The sequence below is a fragment of the Dietzia sp. CH92 genome (assembly GCF_032248695.1).
Taxonomy (GTDB): Bacteria; Actinomycetota; Actinomycetes; order Mycobacteriales; family Mycobacteriaceae; genus Dietzia.
The window spans coordinates 14,712-35,106 of sequence record NZ_JAVHXC010000008.1; the positions used below are offsets into that span (position 1 = coordinate 14,712).

21 protein-coding genes and 1 riboswitch are annotated in these 20,395 nt (G+C 71.1%); of the genes, 9 read left to right on the forward strand and 12 right to left on the reverse strand.

Annotated elements, in window-relative coordinates:
• The first annotated feature begins 174 nt into the window (after window positions 1-174).
• The gene (locus RWK90_RS15190) at window positions 175-1,569 is read left to right on the forward strand and encodes a serine hydrolase (protein ID WP_314038461.1); all 1,395 of its coding nucleotides are present in this window, start codon (window positions 175-177) and stop codon (window positions 1,567-1,569) included.
• Between the two features lie 91 nt (window positions 1,570-1,660).
• Here RWK90_RS15190 and RWK90_RS15195 read toward each other — a convergent pair whose 3' ends face one another.
• Window positions 1,661-2,257 carry a TetR/AcrR family transcriptional regulator gene (locus RWK90_RS15195; protein ID WP_314038462.1) on the reverse strand — a complete coding sequence of 199 codons (597 nt, stop codon included), beginning with the start codon at window positions 2,255-2,257 and terminating at the stop codon, window positions 1,661-1,663.
• A gap of 256 nt (window positions 2,258-2,513) precedes the next feature.
• Here RWK90_RS15195 and RWK90_RS15200 point away from each other — a divergent pair, with 256 nt between their 5' ends.
• The 4 genes from RWK90_RS15200 to RWK90_RS15215 all read left to right on the forward strand — a co-directional run bounded on the left by RWK90_RS15200 (window position 2,514) and on the right by RWK90_RS15215 (window position 6,294).
• On the forward strand, window positions 2,514-3,617 hold the full coding sequence (locus tag RWK90_RS15200) for a 2Fe-2S iron-sulfur cluster-binding protein (RefSeq protein WP_314038463.1): 1,104 nt from the start codon (window positions 2,514-2,516) through the stop codon (window positions 3,615-3,617).
• Between the two features lie 41 nt (window positions 3,618-3,658).
• The gene (locus RWK90_RS15205; protein WP_314038464.1) at window positions 3,659-4,876 is read left to right on the forward strand and encodes an acyl-CoA desaturase; all 1,218 of its coding nucleotides are present in this window, start codon (window positions 3,659-3,661) and stop codon (window positions 4,874-4,876) included.
• Between the two features lie 46 nt (window positions 4,877-4,922).
• Window positions 4,923-5,174 carry a hypothetical protein gene (locus RWK90_RS15210; protein WP_314038465.1) on the forward strand — a complete coding sequence of 84 codons (252 nt, stop codon included), beginning with the start codon at window positions 4,923-4,925 and terminating at the stop codon, window positions 5,172-5,174.
• A gap of 115 nt (window positions 5,175-5,289) precedes the next feature.
• Window positions 5,290-6,294: an RNase H family protein gene (locus RWK90_RS15215; protein ID WP_314038466.1), complete on the forward strand. Its 1,005-nt coding sequence runs from the start codon at window positions 5,290-5,292 to the stop codon at window positions 6,292-6,294.
• 317 nt (window positions 6,295-6,611) lie between these two features.
• Here the strand turns inward: RWK90_RS15215 and trpS are convergent, their stop codons facing one another.
• The 9 genes from trpS to RWK90_RS15260 all read right to left on the reverse strand — a co-directional run bounded on the left by trpS (window position 6,612) and on the right by RWK90_RS15260 (window position 14,956).
• Window positions 6,612-7,658, reverse strand: coding sequence for a tryptophan--tRNA ligase (gene trpS, locus RWK90_RS15220; RefSeq protein WP_314038467.1), 1,047 nt, complete (start codon window positions 7,656-7,658; stop codon window positions 6,612-6,614).
• Window positions 7,659-7,685: 27 nt separating this feature from the next.
• Window positions 7,686-8,159, reverse strand: coding sequence for a PPOX class F420-dependent oxidoreductase (locus tag RWK90_RS15225; protein WP_314038468.1), 474 nt, complete (start codon window positions 8,157-8,159; stop codon window positions 7,686-7,688).
• A 104-nt stretch (window positions 8,160-8,263) separates the two neighbouring features.
• Window positions 8,264-9,118, reverse strand: coding sequence for an exodeoxyribonuclease III (locus RWK90_RS15230; RefSeq protein WP_314038469.1), 855 nt, complete (start codon window positions 9,116-9,118; stop codon window positions 8,264-8,266).
• A gap of 104 nt (window positions 9,119-9,222) precedes the next feature.
• Window positions 9,223-10,380, reverse strand: coding sequence for an XRE family transcriptional regulator (locus tag RWK90_RS15235; protein WP_314038470.1), 1,158 nt, complete (start codon window positions 10,378-10,380; stop codon window positions 9,223-9,225).
• Window positions 10,381-10,449: 69 nt separating this feature from the next.
• On the reverse strand, window positions 10,450-10,995 hold the full coding sequence (locus RWK90_RS15240; protein WP_314038471.1) for a hypothetical protein: 546 nt from the start codon (window positions 10,993-10,995) through the stop codon (window positions 10,450-10,452).
• 77 nt (window positions 10,996-11,072) lie between these two features.
• A complete protein-coding gene (locus RWK90_RS15245; protein WP_396230349.1) occupies window positions 11,073-12,293 on the reverse strand; it encodes an MFS transporter in 1,221 nt (406 codons plus the stop codon).
• A gap of 91 nt (window positions 12,294-12,384) precedes the next feature.
• The gene (locus RWK90_RS15250; protein WP_314038472.1) at window positions 12,385-13,257 is read right to left on the reverse strand and encodes a bile acid:sodium symporter; all 873 of its coding nucleotides are present in this window, start codon (window positions 13,255-13,257) and stop codon (window positions 12,385-12,387) included.
• A 136-nt stretch (window positions 13,258-13,393) separates the two neighbouring features.
• Window positions 13,394-13,570: a hypothetical protein gene (locus RWK90_RS15255; RefSeq protein ID WP_314038473.1), complete on the reverse strand. Its 177-nt coding sequence runs from the start codon at window positions 13,568-13,570 to the stop codon at window positions 13,394-13,396.
• Window positions 13,571-13,732: 162 nt separating this feature from the next.
• Window positions 13,733-14,956: an NADP-dependent isocitrate dehydrogenase gene (locus RWK90_RS15260; protein WP_314038474.1), complete on the reverse strand. Its 1,224-nt coding sequence runs from the start codon at window positions 14,954-14,956 to the stop codon at window positions 13,733-13,735.
• A 156-nt stretch (window positions 14,957-15,112) separates the two neighbouring features.
• Window positions 15,113-15,229: riboswitch (SAM riboswitch) on the forward strand.
• A 54-nt stretch (window positions 15,230-15,283) separates the two neighbouring features.
• On the opposite strand from RWK90_RS15260, the gene RWK90_RS15265 reads away from it, so the two are divergent.
• The 3 genes from RWK90_RS15265 to RWK90_RS15275 are packed head-to-tail and all read left to right on the forward strand — an operon-like array spanning window position 15,284 to window position 18,266.
• Complete coding sequence (locus tag RWK90_RS15265) at window positions 15,284-16,618, forward strand: aminotransferase class V-fold PLP-dependent enzyme (protein WP_314038475.1); 1,335 nt, start codon at window positions 15,284-15,286, stop codon at window positions 16,616-16,618.
• Between the two features lie 8 nt (window positions 16,619-16,626).
• Window positions 16,627-17,796 carry a homoserine O-acetyltransferase gene (locus tag RWK90_RS15270; RefSeq protein WP_314038476.1) on the forward strand — a complete coding sequence of 390 codons (1,170 nt, stop codon included), beginning with the start codon at window positions 16,627-16,629 and terminating at the stop codon, window positions 17,794-17,796.
• A gap of 2 nt (window positions 17,797-17,798) precedes the next feature.
• Entirely contained in the window at window positions 17,799-18,266 is a 468-nt protein-coding gene (locus tag RWK90_RS15275) for a hypothetical protein (RefSeq protein WP_314038477.1), read from the forward strand.
• A gap of 355 nt (window positions 18,267-18,621) precedes the next feature.
• Here RWK90_RS15275 and RWK90_RS15280 read toward each other — a convergent pair whose 3' ends face one another.
• Window positions 18,622-18,975 carry a DUF3017 domain-containing protein gene (locus RWK90_RS15280; RefSeq protein ID WP_314038478.1) on the reverse strand — a complete coding sequence of 118 codons (354 nt, stop codon included), beginning with the start codon at window positions 18,973-18,975 and terminating at the stop codon, window positions 18,622-18,624.
• Window positions 18,976-18,983: 8 nt separating this feature from the next.
• Window positions 18,984-19,841 (reverse strand): bifunctional methylenetetrahydrofolate dehydrogenase/methenyltetrahydrofolate cyclohydrolase, encoded by an 858-nt coding sequence (locus RWK90_RS15285; protein WP_314038479.1) that lies wholly within the window; start codon window positions 19,839-19,841, stop codon window positions 18,984-18,986.
• Window positions 19,842-19,901: 60 nt separating this feature from the next.
• Here RWK90_RS15285 and RWK90_RS15290 point away from each other — a divergent pair, with 60 nt between their 5' ends.
• On the forward strand, window positions 19,902-20,393 hold the full coding sequence (locus tag RWK90_RS15290) for a tRNA (cytidine(34)-2'-O)-methyltransferase (protein ID WP_314038480.1): 492 nt from the start codon (window positions 19,902-19,904) through the stop codon (window positions 20,391-20,393).
• The last annotated feature ends 2 nt before the right edge of the window (window positions 20,394-20,395 follow it).

Sequence of the window (20,395 nt, forward strand, 5' to 3'; positions counted from 1 at the left end):
CCGGGGGCGGCTGCGGGGCAGGTGCGTCCGCCTCACCGGCCCAGGGGCCCGACCCTCGGCGGGTCCGGCGCCCGGCCCTCGGCGGGTCCGGCGCCCGGCCCTCGGCGGGTCCGGCGCCCGGCCCTCGGCGGGTCCGGCGCCCGAACGTCCCGGCCGGTCATAGAATCCGGACCCGTGACCAGCACCCGACGACGGCCCGCGCACCGCGCCGCCGGCCTCGCGATCGCCGCCCTCGTCGCGCTGACGCCCCTCACCACCGCCGGTGCCGCGACAGCCGTCGAGCCCGAGCCGGACCTCCCGCTCACGGAGGCGCCGCCGGCGGCCGTGTTGCCGTCGACCACGTCGTCGTCGTACTTCGACACCCCACGCGACATCACCGGCTGCCCCCACCGCACCACCCCACCCGCACCGGTCGACGAGTCCGAGGTCCCGCTACCCGGGCAGACCGTGCCCGCCCCTCCCCCGGTTCCCGAGACCCCGCCCGGCGGGGACGCGCTCGCCGGCTGCGACGTGGTGGCCCCCGACGACTTCGCGACGCCCCGCGACATCACCGCGAGCGCGTGGATGATCTCCGACCTCGACACCGGCGAGATCGTGGCCGCCCGCGACCCACACGGCCGCTATCGCCCCGCCAGCCTCATCAAGACGCTGCTCGCGACCGTCGCGATCGACACGCTCGACCCGGATCGGATCGTCCACGTCACGGACGCGGACCTGCAGGGTGCCGAGGGCAGCCTCGTGGGCGTCGGCCCGGGCGGCGCGTACTCCGTCACACGACTGCTCAGCGGGCTGCTCATGTCGTCGGGCAACGACGCGGCCGTGGTGCTCGCGCACCAGATGGGCGGGATCGAGGCCACACTCGAGGCGATGAACACCCACGCCGCCCGGATCGGGGCGCGCAGCACCTACGCGGCCACCGTGAACGGACTCGACGGGCCCGGCATGATGTCGAGCGCCTACGACATGTCGCTGATCTTCCGCGACGCGATGACGCGGCCGGCCTTCGCCGACATCGTCGCCACGCAGTCCACCGGCTTCCCTGGTTACCCCGCGGGCGAGGGCGCGGGGCCGCCCGATCCCGCCGATGCGCCGCCGAACACCGGCCCGGTCATCCGCCCGGACGGGGTCACCGTCAACCCCGGGTTCGTGGTGGGCAACGACAACCTGCTCCTCTACAACTACCCGGGTGCCATCGGCGGCAAGACGGGGTTCACCGACGACGCCCGCCACACGTACATCGGCGCGGCCGAGCGGGACGGGCGGCGCCTGGCGGTGGTGCTCCTCGACGGCACCCGCGTGCCCGCGGCCCCGTGGCAGCAAGCGGCCGCACTGCTCGACGCGGCGTTCGCGACCGACGGGTCGGTGGGGGCGCTGGAATCCGGCGACCAGGACGCGGGTGACGACGCGACCGCCCGGCTCGCCGCAGGGCCGCTGGGTTCGGCCGACCGTCCGGACACCGGCGCCGTGGGCGGGTCGGTGCTCGGGCGCCACGGGCCGTGGCTGGCGCTCGGTGCGGCCGGCCTCGTGGTGCTGGCCGGAGCGGTCCTGGCGCGTCGATCGCGAGGCTGAGCGGTCGGCCCCGGCCGTGGTCGCTCGGGAGGTGCTCGGGACGTGCTCGGATCGGTCGTGATGACGCGGGAGGTGCTCGGGGCGGGCCCGGTCAGGAGACGGTAGCCCCGGCGAGGATGAGCCGCAGCCGCCGCGTGCACTCGTCGAGCGCGGTGCGTGCCGTGGTGCCGACGGAGACCTCCACGAGGAGTCGGAGGAGGACGACGACGACAAGGTCGGCCGCGACGTCCACCGCGGCGCCGTCCGCTCCGACGAGCGTCTCGAGCCTGCCCAGAGTGATCCCCAGCCGACGGCGGGCGGAATCGACGGCCGCCGTGAGAACGCGGTGATCGGGGTGGGCGGTGTCGACCAGACCGCGGGCGACCATCCCCCAGGTCTGCGGGTCCCGCGTCGCGACCTCGACCGCGAGCTCCGGCCAGTCGGTCGCCGGGTCCCCGGTCGGCGCCGCGACGAGGGCGTCGACGAACGCCCCGAGGGCGTCGGCCGCACCCGCGGCGAGCTCGGAGGCCAGGTCGTCGACGGACTCGAAGTGCCGGTAGAACGCGGTGGGGACGATGCCCGCCTCGCGGGCGAGTTCGCGGACCACCAGCCCGGTGAAGCCGCGGGACGCCACCGCGCGTCGACCCGCCTCGACGATGAGTGCACGGGTGTGCCGCTTCTGTTCCGCTCGTGTCCGTGGGGTCGTCACGGCCTCGATCCTATCGCCCGTCTGGGGCGATTGCGTCCCGGGCGCCGTTGACACCGCGTGGCTCGGGCCACACGGGCGGGGGCTTTTCATTTCGGAGAACGTCTGTACACTCAAATTCGTCCGGTGGTCGAACCGGGCGGACGCGCCCCCTGGACGCGACCGCACCCCACGAGGGCGCGAGGCGCGGGTACCGCACAGGGGCGGGCGCGCCCGACGGCGCACGACCACACCGACCCGCACCCTTGACGGAGGTCCCATGACCGCCCCGCCCATCCGCCGACTCTTCTCCCGGCGCCTCACCCGAACTCTGCTCACCCCGCACCCGGTCGAGCACTACGCCCGCTCGCTGGGCGTGGCCTGGTCCGATGACCCCACCGGCGCCACCGTGGTGGACGTCCACCGGCCCGTGGACGACGTCACCGTCCTCACCCTGCGGTTGCCCGCCGGTATCCCGAGGCCGGCCCCGGGTGCCGCGCTACAGATCGGAGTGGTGATCGACGGCGTCGTCCACCGCCGGCACTACTCCCCCGTCGACCCGGCGACCCGTGCCGACGGGCTTGCGACCATCGCCGTCCGCCGCCACCCCGGCGGTGCGGTCTCCGAGTACCTCTGGACCGAGGCCACCGCGGGGATGCGGCTGCTGCTCGGCGACCCCGCCGGCGAGATGGCGTTGCCCGAGGCCAGGCCGGCCGACGTGCTCCTGGTCAGCGGCGGCAGCGGCATCACGCCGATGCTGGCGATCGCCTCGACACTCGCCGCGGAGGGCCACTGCGGCGCTGGTGACAGCCCCGGCCGGGTGGCGTGGCTGCACTACGCCCGCCGCGTGCAGGACGTCCCCTTCCGCGACCGGCTCCGCGAGCTGTCCCGCGCGGGCGTCGAGGTCCGCGTGATCCCCACCGCCGGGGGCTCGAGGCCCGACGGGCTGGCCGGGCACCTCACCCACGAGCACCTCGAGGCCGCCGCCCCGTGGCACCGGGACGCGACCGTGTTCCTCTGCGGCCCCGACGCCCTGGCCACCGGCCTCGAGGACACGCTCGGAGCCGACCGGTTCCCCACCGTCCTGCGCGAGCGGTTCACCGCCTCGACGGGACCCGTACCCGACGGCGACGGCGGCACCGTCACCCACGTCCGCAGCGGCGTCACCGCCCGGAACGAGGGCACCACCCTCCTGGAGGGCGCCGAGGCCGCGGGGCTCAGCCCCCAGCACGGGTGCCGTATGGGCATCTGCCACACCTGCACCGCGGTGCGCCTCTCGGGAGCCACCCGTGACCTGCGCACCGGCGAGGTCGACGCCACGCCCGACTGCCACGTCCAGATCTGCGTCAACGCCCCCGTCGGCGACGTCGAGATCGACCTGTAGACATCACCGAGCCGGACCCGACACCGGAAAGGACCCACATCATGGCACTCCTGCAGCTGCCCACTCTGCGACCCAAGAAGGTCGCAGCGCCCGAGAAGGCCACGAACCCGAAGAAGGCCACCGACGAGGCCGCCGCTCCCGCGCCGGAGCCGATCGTCCTGTCCGCCGAGTCGGTCGAGATCATCGGCCGCGAGCTCGACGCGATCCGTGACCGGGTCGTCGCCGACCTCGGCACCGCCGACCGCGACTACATCCTGCGCGTGGTCCGTACACAGCGTCGGCTCGAGCTGGCGGGCCGCGGCCTGATGTTCCTGGGCTTCCTGCCCCCCGCGTGGCTGGCCGGGGTCGCGGCGCTGAGCGCGTCCAAGATCCTCGACAACATGGAGATCGGCCACAACGTCATGCACGGCCAGTACGACTGGATGCGTGACGACATGCTCCACTCGTCCAGCTTCGAGTGGGACAACGTGTGCCCGTCCGACCAGTGGCGCCACTCGCACAACTACATGCACCACACCTACACCAACATCCTCGACCTGGATCGTGACATCGGCTACGGCCTGCTGCGGATGGAGTACGAGCAGAAGTGGAACCCGCTGCGCCTGGGCAACCCGGTGTACGCGTTCGCGCTGATGATGCTGTTCGAGTGGGGCGTGATGCTCCACGACCTGGAGTACGACAACGTGCTCAAGGGCAAGCGGAAGTGGTCGGACGTCAAGGGCCTCGTCGCGGGGTGGTGGCGCAAGATGCGCGGCCAGGTCGCCAAGGACTACCTCGTGCACCCGGCGCTCACCGGCCCGCTGTTCCCGCTGACGTTCGCGGGCAACCTCACGGCCAACCTGGTGCGCAACGTGTGGGCGTTCTCGGTGATCTTCTGCGGGCACTTCCCGTCCGGGGCACAGGTGTTCACGCAGGAGGAGACCGCCGAGGAGACGCGCGGCGAGTGGTACGTCCGCCAGATGCTGGGCTCGGCCAACATCTCCGGCAGCGCCTTCATGCACCTGGCCACGGGCAACCTGTCGCACCAGATCGAGCACCACCTGTTCCCCGACCTGCCTGCGCACCGCTACCCGGAGATCGCGGACGAGGTCCGCAGGATCTGCACGGAGCACGGCCTGCCGTACACGACGGGACCACTGTGGAAGCAGGTCGCGTCGGTGTGGGGGAAGATGTTCCGGCTGGCGCTGCCGCTGCCGCCGAAGCCCGAGGACGCCCCCGCCGTGATCATCGAGCGCAGGAAAGTTCCCGCCGCCGCCTGAACCGCGGGTACCGTCTGAAGGTCAGCACTGACGAAGGGAGCGGCCCGTGAGCGACTTCGAACGCAACAAGGACCAGGTCCAGGCGGGCGTGCAGGCCGGGGCGTCGCTGGTGGGTCGGATCGCCGTCATCATCACCGACGCGATCGGGGCGATCGCCAAGGAGGTCGGCGACTTCGTCACCGAGGGCATCGAGATGCGCGAGGCGGCCCGGATCTCCCGGCGCGAGGAGCGGCAGCGGGCCGCGGATGAGCCGATGATCGATCTGGACGGCATCGAGGACGGCGACCTGCAGGGCTGACCGCCGGCCGGTCGCCCCTCGGCCGCCCGCGGCTCACACGGGGTCCGGTCGCCCCGCGTCGCTCTGCCGTGGCCGGTGCGATGTGGCGCCGGCCACGGTGGCAGGATCCCTTGTCGTGACGATCATCGCCGCCGCGGACGGCTCCGCTCTCGGGAACCCCGGCCCCGCCGGCTGGGCCTGGTACATCGACGACTCGACCTGGCGCTGCGGCGGCTGGGCGCGCGGCACCAACAACCAGGGCGAACTCACCGCCGTCCTGGACCTGCTGCGCCAGACCGCGCACTCGGACGAGCCGCTGCACATCCTGTGCGACTCGCAGTACGTCATCAACTCGGTCACCAAGTGGATGAAGGGCTGGAAGCGCAAGGGCTGGAAGAAGGCCGACGGCAAGCCCGTGCTCAACGTCGAGGTGATGAAGGCCCTCGACGAGGCCATGCAGGGCCGCGAGGTGACGTTCGAATGGGTCAAGGGCCATGCCGGCCACGAGCTCAACGAGAAGGCCGACGCCCTGGCCAACGGCGCCGCGAAGGCGCACTCCTCCCGCCGGGAGCCCGAGCCGGGGCCCGGGTTCCCGGGTGCGCGGGACGTCGGAGCGGGTGAGGACCCGGCCGCGCCCCCCGCCGCGGGTGGCACCGCCCGGCGGTCGGGGTCCGCGGGAGGATCGGGGACGAGCGGGGCGACGACGACGAGGCGTGCCGACGAGTCCGAGCCCGACCTGTTCTCGCTCGACGCGAACACCTCCGCAGGTTCCGCCGACCCGGCAGGGGGGTCGTCGTCCGCCGGCCCCGCGGTCGAGGACCTCGTCGTCGACCTCGAACGCTCACTCCTCACCGATGCCGTCCGCCGGGATCGCCGGAAGCTGACGCGCCTGCTCGACGTGCGGTGGCGGCAGGTCGACGCCGCGGGCCGCACCCGGACCCGACGCCAACTGGGGGACGCGGACGAGTCCGTGGAGGGAGTGGACCTCGAGGTGACCGAGACCCGTCGTCTCGGGGACGACGTGGTCCTGGTGCTGTGGCGCGCGACCACCGGCAGCGGGACGACGCTGGGCAGCTCGGTCTGGCAGCGGTCCGGTGACGACTGGAAGCAGGTCTACCAGCAGGCCACCCGCGAGGCCTGACGCGACGGCGGCGCGCGCGTCGGCCGCACCCGGACGCCGCGGCGCCCCTCACCGCGTCCGGTGAGGGGCGCCGCCGCATGACGGTGGTGCGGTGGTCAGAGGCCACCCAGCAGCAGATGGAGGAGATCGCCGACGATTCCGATGAGACCGGCAACTAGACCCATGATGTGACTCCTTCTCAGGTGGTGTTCTCGAACCGACCCGCCGGGCCTCTATTCCCCGACGAGCTGGAGCCGACTCTATGGACGTAGTGTGTCACCGGTGTTTCGGTTGCCGATCGACGCCGTGAACTCCCGCGGCGCGCGGCCCTCGCCCCTTCAGCCCCGCCGCGGCGCCGTGAACCCGACCGCCTGGTACACCTGCGAGAGTACCGGCCCGGCGACCGCGCGGGCCTTCTCGGCGCCGTCCGCGAGGATCCGCTCGAGCTCGGCGCGGTCGGCCATGAACTCGTCGAACCGGTCCCGCAGCGGCGTCACGAACGCCTCGAGGGCGTCGGCCGTGTCGGTCTTGAGCGCACCGTAGCCCGCGCCCGCCGCCTGGTAGTCGGCGACGATGTCGGCGATCGGTCGCCCGGTGAAGGCGGACTGGATCGCCAGCAGGTTGGCCACGCCGGGCTTCATCTCGCGGTCGAAGCGGATGTCACCGTCGGAGTCGGTCACCGCGCTGCGGATGCGCTTGGCCGAGACCTTGGGGTCGTCGAGCAGGTTGACGATGCCCTTGGGGTTGTCGCCGGACTTGCTCATCTTGGCCGTGGGGTCCTGCAGGTCGTAGATCTTGGCGGAGCCCTCGAGGATCTTGCCCTCCGGCACCACGAAGGTCTTCTTGTAGCGGGAGTTGAACCGCATCGCCAGGTCACGCGTGAGTTCGAGGTGCTGGCGCTGGTCCTCCCCCACCGGCACCAGGTGCGGGCGGTAGAGCAGGATGTCGGCGGCCATGAGCACGGGGTAGGTGAACAGACCCACGGTGGTGCCGTCGGTGCCCTGCTTGGCGGCCTTGTCCTTGAACTGCGTCATCCGGGCGGCCTCGCCGTAGCCGGTGATACAGCTGAGGACCCACGAGAGCTCGGCGTGCTCGGGCACGTGGGACTGGACGAACAGCACCGACCGCTCGGGATCGATCCCCAGCGCGAGCAGCTGCGCGCAGCCGCGGAAGACGCGCTCGCGCAGCTCCTTGGGATCCTGGCGGACCGTGATCGCGTGCAGGTCCGGGATGAAGTAGAAGGCGTCGTAGTCGTCCTGCAGGTCCACCCACTGCCGCACCGCACCCAGGTAGTTGCCGAGGTGGTACGAGTCGGCGGTGGGCTGGATGCCGGACAGGACGCGCTGGCGCTTGGCGGGAGCTGCGGAGGAGGACGGCTCAGACATGGCCATCATCATCCCACGCTGCCCCGATCAGCCTTCCGCGGGCGGTGCCATCTCCGGCGGGAAGCCGCCGGTCGCGATGGGACCCCAGTCGTCGATCGTCACCCGGATGAGGCACTTGCCCTGGCGCACCATCGCGGCGCGGTACTCGTCCCAGTCGTCGTGCTCGCCGGCGACGCTCCGGAAGTAGTCGACCAGCGGCTCCACCGCCTCGGGGAGGTCGATGACCTCCCCGCGGCCGTCGAGGTGGACGTACGGGCCGTTGAACTCGTCGGAGAGCACGCAGACGCTCACCGCGGGGTCGCGGCGGATGTTGGCCACCTTCGCCCGCTGCGGATAGGTGGCCACGGTGAGCCGCCCCTCGGCGTCCACGCCGCACGTCACCGGCGAGGACTGCAGGCCCCCCGACGACCTGCGGGTGATGAGGACGGCGCGGTGCCGCGGGCGCAGGAACTCCTCGAGTCCGGCCCGATCAGGGTGCTCGGCGGTCGCATATTTGGGCATGGTGCCGAGGCTACGTACCGGCCCGACGCGCGGCATCCGCGACCGCGAGTCGGACCGGTGCGGACGCCCTCGTCGTCGTCGTCATCCCCGTCGCCCCGGCGCCGTCACTCGTAGACGACGGTCACCGGCGCATGGTCGGACCACCGCATGTCGTAGGCCTCGGCGCGATCCACCCAGTCCTTCACCGCGCGGTCCACGAGGCCGTCGGAGACCACCTGGTAGTCGATGCGCCAGCCCGCGTCGTTGTCGAAGGCCTTGCCGCGCTGGCTCCACCAGGAGTACGGCCCGATCTCGTCGGGACGGCGGTGGCGCACGATGTCCGTCCAGCCGCTGCCGTCCGCGAAGACGTCAGACATCCACTCCCGCTCGTGCGGCAGGAAGCCCGAGCTCTTGTGGTTGCCCTTGTGGTTCTTCAGGTCCTCCTCGCGGTGGGCGATGTTCCAGTCGCCGCAGATGATCATCTCGTGCCCGTCGCGGCTCTTCAGCTCGGCGGCGCGCTCGGCGAGGAACTCGCGGAAGGTCTTCAGGAACCGGTCCTTCTCGTCCTGCTTGGGCGTGTTGGCCGAGCCCGAGGGCAGGTACAGGCTGGCCACGGTGACGGTCTCCCCGTCGACCGCGCCGGGGTAGACGGCCTCGATGTAGCGGCCGGACTCGGCGAACTCCGGATCGCCGTAGCCGACGCACACCTCCGTCGGCTCCTGACGCGACAGCAGCGCGACCCCGGCCCGGCCCTTCATCGACGACGCCGATCCGATGAGGTGCCACCCCGCCTCGAGCGCGGGGGCGAGCGCCTTGCGGGTCTGGTCCTCGTCCGCGCGCACCTCCTGCAGGGCGACGACGTCCGCCCCGCTGCTCTCCAACCAGGGCAGGAACCCGAGGTTGGTCTCCGAGCGCTGCTTGACGGCGGCGCGGATGCCGTTGACGTTGACGGTAGACACGGTGAGACTCACGGCCGCCATCGTAGCGATCCCGTCCGACATCCCGTCCCCGCCGCGAGGCGTGCACTGAGCACGCACGGGCGGTCGTGGTCCGGTGCTCAGGCCCACGACGGCGCGGTGTGGGCCTACGCCCCTCCGGATACCAACGGAAGGCCTCTCCTCGCAGGCCCGCCGTCAGTGGGGCCCGGGCCCCGGCCCGAAGGCCCTCCGGTTGGCCTGGCAACAGTGAGTAGCTGCCCAAAGGTCAGAGTGTTGATGTCCTCGGGCGACAAGCCGGTGGCGGCAGAGAGTTCCGACACTATCGACGGACCCAAGATCTCCCGGGCCGCGTCGAAGACCCTTGATCGCGGCCATGGCACCGACGAGTCCGGCTCCGACCTCCGGTAGCCCCGCGCAGAAAGCTGGCGGAACATCGAGGTCGCCGAGGCCTCCCCCACCACCCCGGCCCGCCGGAGACCCGAGACGTACGCCATCGCGGAGACGCCCCACCTGCGCTTGCCATCGATGATCGTGTCCAGTCCGGCTGCGATCGCCCCCTCACTTCTCAGCGTCGCCGCCGGGAGGAGGAATTCGGACGCGAACGCATCGGCCTGCTGCTCGGACTCGACCGTCGGATACGGCTCATGGGGGTGGAGAACGAGGTGACCGAGCTCGTGAGCGAGATCGAAACGTGACCGTTCTGGTGTCTTGAGACGCGAGAGGAAGACATACGGGAGTCCGTCTCGCCACAGGCTGAAGGCGTCCACGTCTGATAACCGCCCCTCCAGGCCCATCACCCGCACCCCGTGCGCCTCCGCGAGCTGGACGAGGTTCGGAAGCGGCCCCGGCCCCAGCGTCCATGCCGACCGAAGAATCCGCGCGGCCTCTTGGGGCTCGACCGCGGCGGAACGCGTCGGAAGGTCGACCGATGGTAGAGCCAGCCTCGCTGCGAGAGCGCGATAGAACTCGATTCCCACCGTCCCGTCGCCTGCCGCAGCTGCCCGCGAGGATGCCGACGCCGTCCGTCGCGACCGGAAGTGGACCTCGGCCTGATCGACCGCGTCCGGCACATCCCGTTCGAGGAACATCCGCGACACCCCTGTAGCGGCCGCGAGGGCGTCCAACCGCCACACCGGGACGTCTCCTGCCTCCCACGTCCGAACCGTCGAGGCCGCGACACCCACCGCATCCGCCAGTTCTCGCCGGGTCAGTCCTGCTCGCACCCGCGCGAGGGCCAGCCTGGATCCCTCAGCCTTCTCCTGCGGCACGGATCTCGAACTCGACGCCGTCGAACGCAGAGACATCGGTCGTCCTTCCTGCCTCAGCCGGGAACAGCTCGGGGATCTCGATGATGGCACGCTCGCCCCACTGGGTCACCTTCCACCCGCGATCTCCAGCGGGAGGGACACTTCTGCGAAACTCGCCTGCTCCGCGACGTCATGCCGGTACAGCAGAACCCACGTCTGGCAGTCTCCGGTCGCCTTCCGGTTGGAGTCCACGTCGATGTCGAAGGCGAGTTGGATCTGCTGCCCTCGACCGGGCGTGTTGGACCGGACGTGTTCCCCCACCGCACGGCCCTTGGGGTTGGACGTGGAGGGAGTCGACGCGAGTTGACCGGTACCCGAGTCGCCACTCGCCACGATCAGGCGCACCCGCCCGTTCGGAGACATGATGGTGGGCAGATTCTGCTTGTCCGCCTGCGTCCACCCATTGGAAGCCAAGCTGGACCGGAGCGACGCGACCGTCCCGGTCCACGCGTAGAAAACTGGGGCGATCTTCGGCGCGGCCGCATCGAGGCGGAGCCCCTCGGTGAGTCCGTCTCTCACTGCGTCGACCACATCGCGTTCCGAGATCCCCAGGGTGGCGAGAATGCCATCCGTCGATTCCCGCTTCGGCGCGGTATCGGTCGGATTCTCCATGGTCAGCCTCCCCAAGAAGTGACGGAAGCCGATCTCCTCCGCCGGGTGGCCACACCTTGTCAGACGACTACGACATCTCAGGGCGCCGCGGTCTCTCCCTTGCGCACCGACCGCACCGCCGCCACCAGGATCGCCAGGCCGATCGCGGCCAGGGCGGCACCGGCGAGGGCGGGCGAGGTGTAGCCCCACCCGAACGCGATCACCACCCCGCCGAGCCAGGCGCCGAGCGCGTTGGCGGCGTTGAGCGCCGAGTGGTTGAGCGCGGCGGCCAGCGTCTGCCCGCGTCCGGCGTGCCGCATGAGCCGCGACTGCAGCCCCGGCACGAGCGCCGACCCGGTGGTGCCCACGAGGAACAGGCCGATCACCGCGGTCACCGGGTGGTGTGCGGCGAGCGAGAACCCGGCCAGTACCACGGTCATCACGGCGGCGATGCCGACCAGACCGCGGTCGAGATCGCGGTCGGCGACGATCCCGCCGACGATGTTGCCGGCGACCATGCCGAGCCCGTAGACGGCGAGGACGGCGGGCATCCACGCACGGTCGATCCCGGCGACGTCGACCATCGTCCACTGGATGTACGTGTAGACCGCGAACATCCCACCGAAACCCACGCAGCCCACGGCGAGCGTGGCGAGGATCTGCGGCCTCGCCAGGGCGGCGAGCTCCTCGCGTGCGCGCACGACGACCGTGCCGGTGGGTTCGGGGACGACGACGAGGATGGCCGCCACGGTCAGCGCGCCGATCACCCCGACCGCGAGGAAGGCGGACTGCCACCCGATCGACTCCCCCAGCCAGGTCGCCGCGGGGACACCGATCACGTTCGCGACCGACAGACCCAGCAGCACCTGGGACACCGCCCGCGCCTGCCTGCCCGGGCCGGCGAGCGACGCGGCGACCAGCGAGGCGACACCGAAGTACGCGCCGTGCGGGATGCCGGCGACGAAGCGGGCGCCCACGAGGGTCTCGGCCGTCGGCGCGAAGGCCGCGGCCACGTTGCCCACGGTGAACAGCGCCATGAGCGCCAGCAGCAGGGTCCGTCGGCGCCACCGGGACGTCCACACGGTGAGCAGGGGCGCGCCCACGACCACGCCGAGCGCGTACGCGGTGATGACGTTGCCGGCCTGCGGCTCGGTGAGCCCGAACCCGTCCGCGATCGAGCGCAGCAGGCCCATCGCGGCGAACTCGGTGACGCCGATGCCGAACCCGCCCAGCGCGAGCGCGAGGATCGCCGCCGCCACCCGTCGGCGGGTCGGCGCCGGGGACGACGGGGCTGGCACGGGTTCGGGGGTCGTGGTCACCGGAGCAGGTTACGCCCGGCCGCGGCGCTCGCCCGTCGCCCCACCGATCCGGGGGCCGTGATCCGCGTGCGGGGCGGTGACCCGCCTCCGTTCAGGGCGCGGTGCGCATGAGTCGCCGGCCGCCGTAGACGATGACGAACGAGGTGACGTACATGACGATGCTGTAGACCGCGGCGGCGAGACCGACCTCTTCGTCACCGATCACGGTGAAGGCGATGAGCATCGTCAGCGTGGTGTTCTTGATGCCGAACTCGACCGCGATCGCGATCTGCTCCGCCCGCCTCAGCCTGCACACCCAGGCGAGCAGCCCGCCGAGGACGATGAACGCGATGTTGAGGACGATCACCGCCGGGCCGACGGTAGCCACCAACTGGACGATCCGGTCGCGCTCCCCCAGCACGATCCCCACGATGAGGACCACCAGCACCACCAGGCCCACCACGCCGACGAAACGCTCGATACGCGCGGCCAGCGACGGCGTCCTGGCCCGCAGCACCATGCCGAGCGCCACCGGGATGAGGATCACGCCCAGCAACAGGCCGAAGGTCTGGCCCAGGGGGACGCTGACCTCCGAGCCCGCCGCGCCCGGGATGATCCGGACGCCCAGATCGAACCACAGGGGCAGCGTGAGGATGACCGCCACGGACGTGATCGCCGTGAGGATCACCGACAGGGCGACGTTCCCGCGCGCCAGATAGGTGATGAGGTTGGATGTCGCGCCACCCGGGGTGGCCGCCACCAGCACCACTCCGAGCGCGAGCATCGGCGACAGACCGAAGAGCAGCGCGACCCCGACGCCCACGAGGGGCACCAGGACGAGCTGACCGACGAGGCCGACGATCGTGGCCCACGGTGACCGGGCCTGGACCGCGAAGTCATCCCGGGTCAGACTCAGACCGATGCCGACCATGATGACGGCGAGGGCGACGGGGAGCCCGATGTCGATCAGGGGACTCTGGTCCACGGGAGCTCCTGGGGCGGTCGGGCGAGGCGGCCACACCTGTGATGTGGACCACTGACCTGAACAACCTAGCCCATCCCTCTCACGGCGGCGGCCCCCGTGCCGCCTCCGGCGCGGGGGCCACGTACCGCGACTCTGGTCAGAACCCGAAGTTCGCCGAACCCGTCGCGTAGCCGTTGACGACGAGCGCGGGGATCCGCAGGATCCCGTCGATGACAGGGTTGTTCTGGTAGAAGCCGGCGACGGCCTCCACGAGCTGGGCGGTCACGCCGGACAGCGGGCCGGAGACGGGGCCGTGGTAGATCGGGAACTGCATGGGACGTACCTCCTGTCAGCCCCGGACGGCGGGGCTCCCGGGGCGCGGGTGACCGCGGCCCGGTCAGACCCTAACGGGACGGCGCACGGCGGAGGGGCACCTCCGTGCGGGCCCGCCGCAGGCCCACCTCCGGGTGGCCCCGTCGCGAGCCCGCCCCCCCCCTCACGCCCCGGCGCGGGCCCGCTCGAGATTGCTTTTCAGCGCCGCGAGGAAGTCCTCGGTCGTGAGGTGCTCCTGATCGTCGCCCACGAGGAGGGCGAGGTCCTTCGTCATATGACCGTTCTCGACGGTGTTGATGACGACGTCCTCCAGCTGGTGGGCGAACTCGATCACCTCGGGCGTGTCGTCCAGCTTGCCCCGGTGCTCGAGCCCGCGGGTCCACGCGAAGATCGAGGCGATCGGGTTGGTGGAGGTGGGTTCGCCCTGCTGGTGCCGCCGGAAGTGGCGGGTGACGGTGCCGTGGGCCGCCTCCGCCTCGCAGGTCTTCCCGTCCGGGGTGAGCAGGACCGAGGTCATCAGGCCGAGCGAGCCGAAGCCCTGCGCGACGGTGTCGGACTGGACGTCGCCGTCGTAGTTCTTACATGCCCACACGTACCCGCCCTCCCACTTGAGCGCGGAGGCCACCATGTCGTCGATCAGGCGGTGCTCGTAGGTCAGGCCGGCCTCGTCGAACCGGTCCTTGAACTCGCGGTCGAAGACGTCCTGGAAGATGTCCTTGAAGGCGCCGTCGTATGCCTTGAGGATGGTGTTCTTTGTCGACAGGTAGACCGGGTAGCCGCGATCCAGACCGTAGTTGAACGACGCGCGGGCGAAGTCCTCGATCGACTTGGTGAAGTTGTACATCCCCATCACCACGCCGCCCTCCTCCGGCAGGCGCACGACCTCGTGCTCGATCGGTTCGGACCCGTCCTCCGGCGTGAAGGTCAGGGTGACGGTGCCGGCGCCCGGGACCTTGAAATCGGTGGCGCGGTACTGGTCCCCGAAGGCGTGGCGTCCCACGATGATCGGTTTGGTCCAGCCCGGGACGAGGCGCGGGACGTTGGAGATGATGATCGGGGCACGGAAGATCGTGCCGCCGAGGATGTTGCGGATCGTCCCGTTCGGGGAGCGGTACATGCGCTTGAGGCCGAACTCCTCCATGCGCGCCTCGTCCGGGGTGATGGTCGCGCACTTGACCCCGACGCCGTGCTTCTTGATGGCGTTCGCCGCGTCGACCGTGATCTGGTCGTCGGTCGCGTCACGGCTCTCGATTCCGAGGTCGTAGTACTCGAGGTCCACGTCGAGGTAGGGATGGATGAGCTCGTCCTTGATGAACTTCCAGATGATGCGCGTCATCTCGTCGCCGTCGAGTTCGACGACCGTCCCCTCGACCCTGATCTTCGACATCGGATTCTCTTTCCCCGCGCGGACCTCGTGAGTCCGGCGTTGTCGGTGGACATCGTGACGTACGTCTCATGCTACTGACCCGGGGTCGTGCGGGGCCACGGAGACGAGGTGCCCCTCCGTTGCAGCCACTGAACGGCTTAGGCTAGCCTGACCCCAGGTCATGAGTTCCAGCGGAAAGCCCCGGCTCGCTGGACGGCAACCCTCCACCGCGGTGGGGTGCCCCGGGAGACGACCTGGCCACCACCCGACCGGGTGACAAGGCAAGCGCGGGTCCGCTGTCTCGAGAAGCGGCCGGACCCTTCTGAGGAAAGGAGGGGCTCCGCCCCTATGACCTACGACAACAGCAACCCCGACTGGGCGTTCGAGACCCGCCAGATCCACGCCGGGCAGCCCGTCGACTCCGACACCGGTGCGCGGAACCTGCCGATCTACCAGACGACCTCGTACGTCTTCGCCGACGCCAAGCAGGCGGCCGACCGGTTCGCGCTCGCGGAGATGGGCCCCATCTACACCCGTATCACCAACCCGACGGTGGCGGCGGTCGAGGACCGCATCGCCTCGCTCGAGGGCGGCGTGGCGGGCCTGCTGTTCGCGTCGGGTCAGGCCGCCGAGACGGCCGCGATCCAGGCGATCGCCCAGGCCGGCGGGCACGTCGTGTCCTCGCCGCGCCTCTACGGTGGCACGGACACCCTGCTGCGCCACACGCTTCCCAAGTACGGCATCGAGACCACCTTCGTCGAGAACCCGGACGACCCGGCCTCGTGGCAGGCGGCAGTCCGCCCCAACACCAAGCTGTTCTTCGCGGAGTCCATCTCCAACCCGCTCAACGACATCCTCGACATCCCGGCGATCGCCGAGGTGGCGCACAACAACCAGGTGCCGCTCGTCATCGACAACACGGTGGCCACCCCGTACCTCATCCGCCCCCTCGAGTTGGGCGCCGACGTCGTGGTGGCCTCGGCGACCAAGTACCTCGGTGGCCACGGTTCGTCGCTGGGCGGCGTCCTCGTGGACGGCGGCAAGTTCGACTGGCGTGTGCAGCGCGACGGCGAGGACGTCTTCCCGGCGTTCACCAATCCCGACCCGGCGTACCACGGCCTGGTCTACGCCGATCTCGGTGCACCCGCGCTCGCGCTCAAGGCGCGCGTCACTCTCCTCCGCGACACCGGTGCGGCGGCGTCCCCGTTCAACGCGTGGACCCTCGCCCAGGGCATCGACACGCTGAGCCTGCGGATCGAGCGCCACGTGTCAAACGCCCAGCGGATCGCCGAGTGGCTCGAGGCACGTGAGGACGTCGCCAAGGTGCAGTACGCCGGCCTCGCCTCCTCGCCGTACAACGAGCTGCAGAAGAAGATCTCGCCGAAGGGCGCGGGCGCGATCGTCACGTTCGACATCGCCGTTCCCGAGGGCACGTCCGACGAGGACACCAAGCAGCGGGCGTGGAAGTTCATCGACGCTCTCAAGCTGCACTCGTGCCTCGTGAACATCGGTGACGTGCGGTCCCTCGTGTCCCACCCCGCCACCACGACCCATTCGCAGGGCACCCCCGAGGCCAACGCGATCGCGGGCGTCACGTGGGCGACCGTCCGCCTCTCGGTGGGCATCGAGGCCGTCGAGGACCTCATCGCCGACCTCGAACTCGGTTTCGCCGCGATCTCCTGATCGATCCCATGGTCCGCTCCTCCGATCCGCTCGCACTGCTGCCCCCGGGCGACGGCACCCTCGGCCACGTCGCCATCGGCGACATCACGCTGGTCACCGGTGTCGTCCTCCCGGGAGTGACGCTCGCCGTCCAGCGGTGGGGGCGGATCGCGGAGGACCGGTCGAACGTCGTGCTGGTCGAGCACGCGCTCACCGGTGACTCGCACGTCGTGGGGCCGGTCGACTCCCTGCACCCCACCCCGGGGTGGTGGAACGGGCTCGTCGGGCCCGGTCTGCCGCTGGACACCGATCGCTACTGCGTGCTGTCGGTCAACGTCCTGGGCGGCTGCCGGGGGTCGACCGGCCCCAGTTCTCTGCATCCCGACGGCCATTACTGGGGTGCCCGGTTCCCCGCCATCTCGGTTCGCGACATGGTCGAGTCCGAGCGGGTCCTCGCCGACCTGCTGGGAATCGCACGCTGGGCCGCCGTCATCGGCGGATCGATGGGCGGTGCCCGCACCCTGGAATGGATGGTCTCGTATCCGGACCGCGTCCGCGCGGCGTGCGTTCTCGCGGTCGGCGCCCGGGCGTCGGCGGACCAGATCGGTATCCAGACCGCACAGATCATGGCCGTGACCTCGGATCCCCACTGGCAGCAGGGCGGATACCACGGCACCGGCCGCACCCCCGTGACCGGCCTGGGCATCGCCCGCCGCATCGCCCACCTGTCCTACCGGGGCGAGGTGGAGCTGGACGAGCGTTTCGCCAACCGTCCCCAGCCCGGGGAGGACCCCCGCGGCGAGGATCTGTCCATGTCGGGCCGCTTCGCCGTCCAGTCGTACCTCGATCACCAGGCCGGCAAGCTCGTCTCCCGGTTCGACGCCTGTACCTACGTGTTGCTCACCGATGCGCTGAACCGTCACGACGTGGGCCTCGACCGCGGCGGCGTGGAGGCTGCGCTGCGCTCGTGTCCGGTGCCGTGCGTCATCGGCGGTGTCACCACCGACCGCCTGTACCCGCTGCGTCAGCAGGAGGAACTCGCGGCACTGCTGCCCGGGGCGGACCCGCTCGTCGTGATCGACAGCCCCGCCGGTCACGACGGCTTCCTCACCGAGGCGGACGTGGTCGGGCCGATGCTGGAGCGCACCATGGCGCTCTCCGAACAGGACACCACCGAGCGCACCAGAGGTCTGGCGTGACGATGCCCGAGTTCCCTCAGGACGACACCGCCCGCCCCGTTCCGGATCGCACTCCCCGTCCCGCCGCGATGCTGCTGACCGGGCTGGCGGCCGCCCTCGGGATCATCGGCGTGGCCATCGGGTTCGCCACCGTGCTCGGCCTGGCCGCCACCGCGAGCGGGGGCGGCGGCACCGCCGGATTCGGGCCCCTGGTCGTCTCGGCCGTCTCCTCGCTGGTCCTGGGGCTGTTGCTCCTCGTCGGCGCGGTCCTGTTGTGGCGGGCGCACCGCGCGTCGCTCGTGGTGATCAGCGCGGGGGTGGGCCTGCTGACGCTCAGCTCGCTCGTCCGGACGGTGCTGGACAGTCTCACGTTCATCTCGGTCGTCGGCACGGTGTTCTCGTTGCTGGCCCTGGTCGCGATGGGATATCTCATCGCGTCGGACGGGGTGCGCGAACACGTTCGCGAGGGCGTCCCGCTCCGGCTCCGTTGACCGACTCCCCCGCATCGACGTGCCGTCGTGCGAGATCGTCCATCCGTGACCTGCGCGCGGCACGATGGGTGCTGCTCAGCCCGGGAAACTCAGCGCGCGTACTCGTCCGTCCGCAGCCCCGGCGTTCTCCACAGGCGGGCCGCTCAAAGCGGTGGTCAACCGATCTCCCACGGGCCCGGCCCAGATCACCGGGCCCATGAACACACCAGATGACCTGATCACCCTGCTGGTCACCTCCGATCAGCTACTCGCCGGTTCGATAGGTGTCGCCGACGTCAGCGGGCGGCCGAGCGCCTTCGGCAGGCGCGGCTACCCGGCCGGGACCGGCACCCCCGCCGTGCACTACCCAGGAGATTCAGCCGGTCCCGAGCGAGTCGACGGACGTCGCCAGCCACAGGATGACCGCCCCGATCCCGACGTAGAACGACACGTCGAAGCCCTTGCTGCGCACCCCGAGGAGCCGCGCCCGCTCGTCCGGCACCACGACCCTCAGGCCCGCCGCGGCGAACGCGGCCAGCCCCAGGAGGAACGCGCCGCGTCGCCACCGCTCGAGGACCACGAACCCCAGGGCCACCACGACCCCCGCGAGCACCAGCGCGAGGGGCCACTGCGCCCGCACCTGCGCCCACGTCAGGCGCGCGGGGCGGGTCCGGCGGGGCCGGGCGTCGGCGGCCCGGTGCCGGGGGCGGTCGGGGGCGGGGTGGGTCATCGCGTCCGTCAGTTGCCGGCGTCGAGCCGCTCGCAGCGCTCGACCACGTTGCTCAGCAGGAACGCGCGGGTGAGCGGGCCGACGCCGCCCGGGTTCGGCGAGATCGCGCCCGCGACCTCCCACACGTCCGGGTGCACGTCGCCGGCGAGCTTGCCGTCCAGCCGGGACACGCCGACGTCCAGCACGGCGGCTCCGGGCTTGACCATGTCCGGGGTGAGCATGTGGGCCACGCCCGCGGCGGCGACGATGACGTCGGCGCGCCGGGTCTCCGCCGCGAGGTCGCGGGTGCCGGTGTGGCACAGGGTCACGGTGGAGTTCTCGCTGCGGCGCGTGAGCATGAGGCCGATCGGGCGGCCGACGGTCACGCCGCGGCCGATCACCACGACGTGCGCACCGTCGAGTTCCACGTCGAACCGTCGCAGCAGGTGGATGCACCCGTTGGGGGTGCAGGGCAGCGGCGCGGGCTCGTTGAGCACGAGCTTGCCGAGGTTGACCGGGTGCAGGCCGTCCGCGTCCTTGGCCGGGTCGATGCGCTCGAGGATCGCGTTCTCGTCGAGGTGGCGCGGCAACGGCAACTGGACGATGTACCCGGTGCAGGCGGGGTCGTCGTTGAGCTCGTCGATCACGGCCTCGAGCTCGGCCTGGGAGGTGTCGGCCGGCAGATCGCGGCGGATGGAGGCGATGCCGACCTGCTCGCAATCACGGTGCTTCATCTTGACGTAGGAGTGGCTGCCGGGGTCGTCCCCCACCAGGACCGTGCCGAGCCCCGGGGTGATGCCCCGTTCGCGCAGCGCGGCCACGCGCCGTGTGAGGTCGGCGACGATCTCGTCGCGGGTGAGTTTGCCGTCCAGCTTGATCGCGGTCACGCGGACCAGTATCCCACTCCGGGGCGCGCCCGTCGTCGTCGCGCTGCGAGAATGGCCCCCATGACCGGTGTGGGTGTGCGTGTGTTGTTCGACCGTCCGTGTATCCCGCCCAACACCGGCAACGCGATCAGGATGTCCGCGGGTGCGGGCTGCGAACTGCACCTGGCGGGCCCCCTCGGCTTCGATCTGTCGGAGCCGCACCTGCGCCGGGCGGGACTGGATTATCACGACCTCGCGCACGTCGAGGTACACGAGAACCTCGAGGCGGCGTACGCGCGTCTCCTGCCGGCGCGGGTGTGGGCGTTCACCGCCCGGGCCGATCTCGCGCTCCCGCAGGTCCGGTTCGAACCCGGGGACGTGCTGCTCTTCGGCCCGGAACCCACCGGGTTGGCCGACGACGTCCTGGCCGACCACCGGGTAACCGGCCGGGTGCGGATCCCGATGTTGCCCGGGCGCCGGTCGATGAACCTGTCGAACGCGGCCGCGGTCGCGGTCTACGAGGCCTGGCGGCAGCGGGGATACACGGGCGGTATGGAATTTCCCGCCGAATGATT

Bases quoted from the DNA above. Each gene is read 5' to 3' on its own strand.
- RWK90_RS15200 (WP_314038463.1), top strand. From the start codon at position 2,514: ATGACCGCCCCGCCCATCCGCCGACTCTTCTCCCGGCGCCTCACCCGA.
- RWK90_RS15205 (WP_314038464.1), top strand. From the start codon at position 3,659: ATGGCACTCCTGCAGCTGCCCACTCTGCGACCCAAGAAGGTCGCAGCG.
- trpS (WP_314038467.1), bottom strand. From the start codon at position 7,658: ATGTCTGAGCCGTCCTCCTCCGCAGCTCCCGCCAAGCGCCAGCGCGTC.
- RWK90_RS15225 (WP_314038468.1), bottom strand. From the start codon at position 8,159: ATGCCCAAATATGCGACCGCCGAGCACCCTGATCGGGCCGGACTCGAG.
- RWK90_RS15230 (WP_314038469.1), bottom strand. From the start codon at position 9,118: ATGGCGGCCGTGAGTCTCACCGTGTCTACCGTCAACGTCAACGGCATC.
- RWK90_RS15235 (WP_314038470.1), bottom strand. From the start codon at position 10,380: ATGTCTCTGCGTTCGACGGCGTCGAGTTCGAGATCCGTGCCGCAGGAG.
- RWK90_RS15240 (WP_314038471.1), bottom strand. From the start codon at position 10,995: ATGGAGAATCCGACCGATACCGCGCCGAAGCGGGAATCGACGGATGGC.
- RWK90_RS15255 (WP_314038473.1), bottom strand. From the start codon at position 13,570: ATGCAGTTCCCGATCTACCACGGCCCCGTCTCCGGCCCGCTGTCCGGC.
- RWK90_RS15260 (WP_314038474.1), bottom strand. From the start codon at position 14,956: ATGTCGAAGATCAGGGTCGAGGGGACGGTCGTCGAACTCGACGGCGAC.
- RWK90_RS15265 (WP_314038475.1), top strand. From the start codon at position 15,284: ATGACCTACGACAACAGCAACCCCGACTGGGCGTTCGAGACCCGCCAG.
- RWK90_RS15270 (WP_314038476.1), top strand. From the start codon at position 16,627: ATGGTCCGCTCCTCCGATCCGCTCGCACTGCTGCCCCCGGGCGACGGC.
- RWK90_RS15275 (WP_314038477.1), top strand. From the start codon at position 17,799: ATGCCCGAGTTCCCTCAGGACGACACCGCCCGCCCCGTTCCGGATCGC.
- RWK90_RS15280 (WP_314038478.1), bottom strand. From the start codon at position 18,975: ATGACCCACCCCGCCCCCGACCGCCCCCGGCACCGGGCCGCCGACGCC.
- RWK90_RS15290 (WP_314038480.1), top strand. From the start codon at position 19,902: ATGACCGGTGTGGGTGTGCGTGTGTTGTTCGACCGTCCGTGTATCCCG.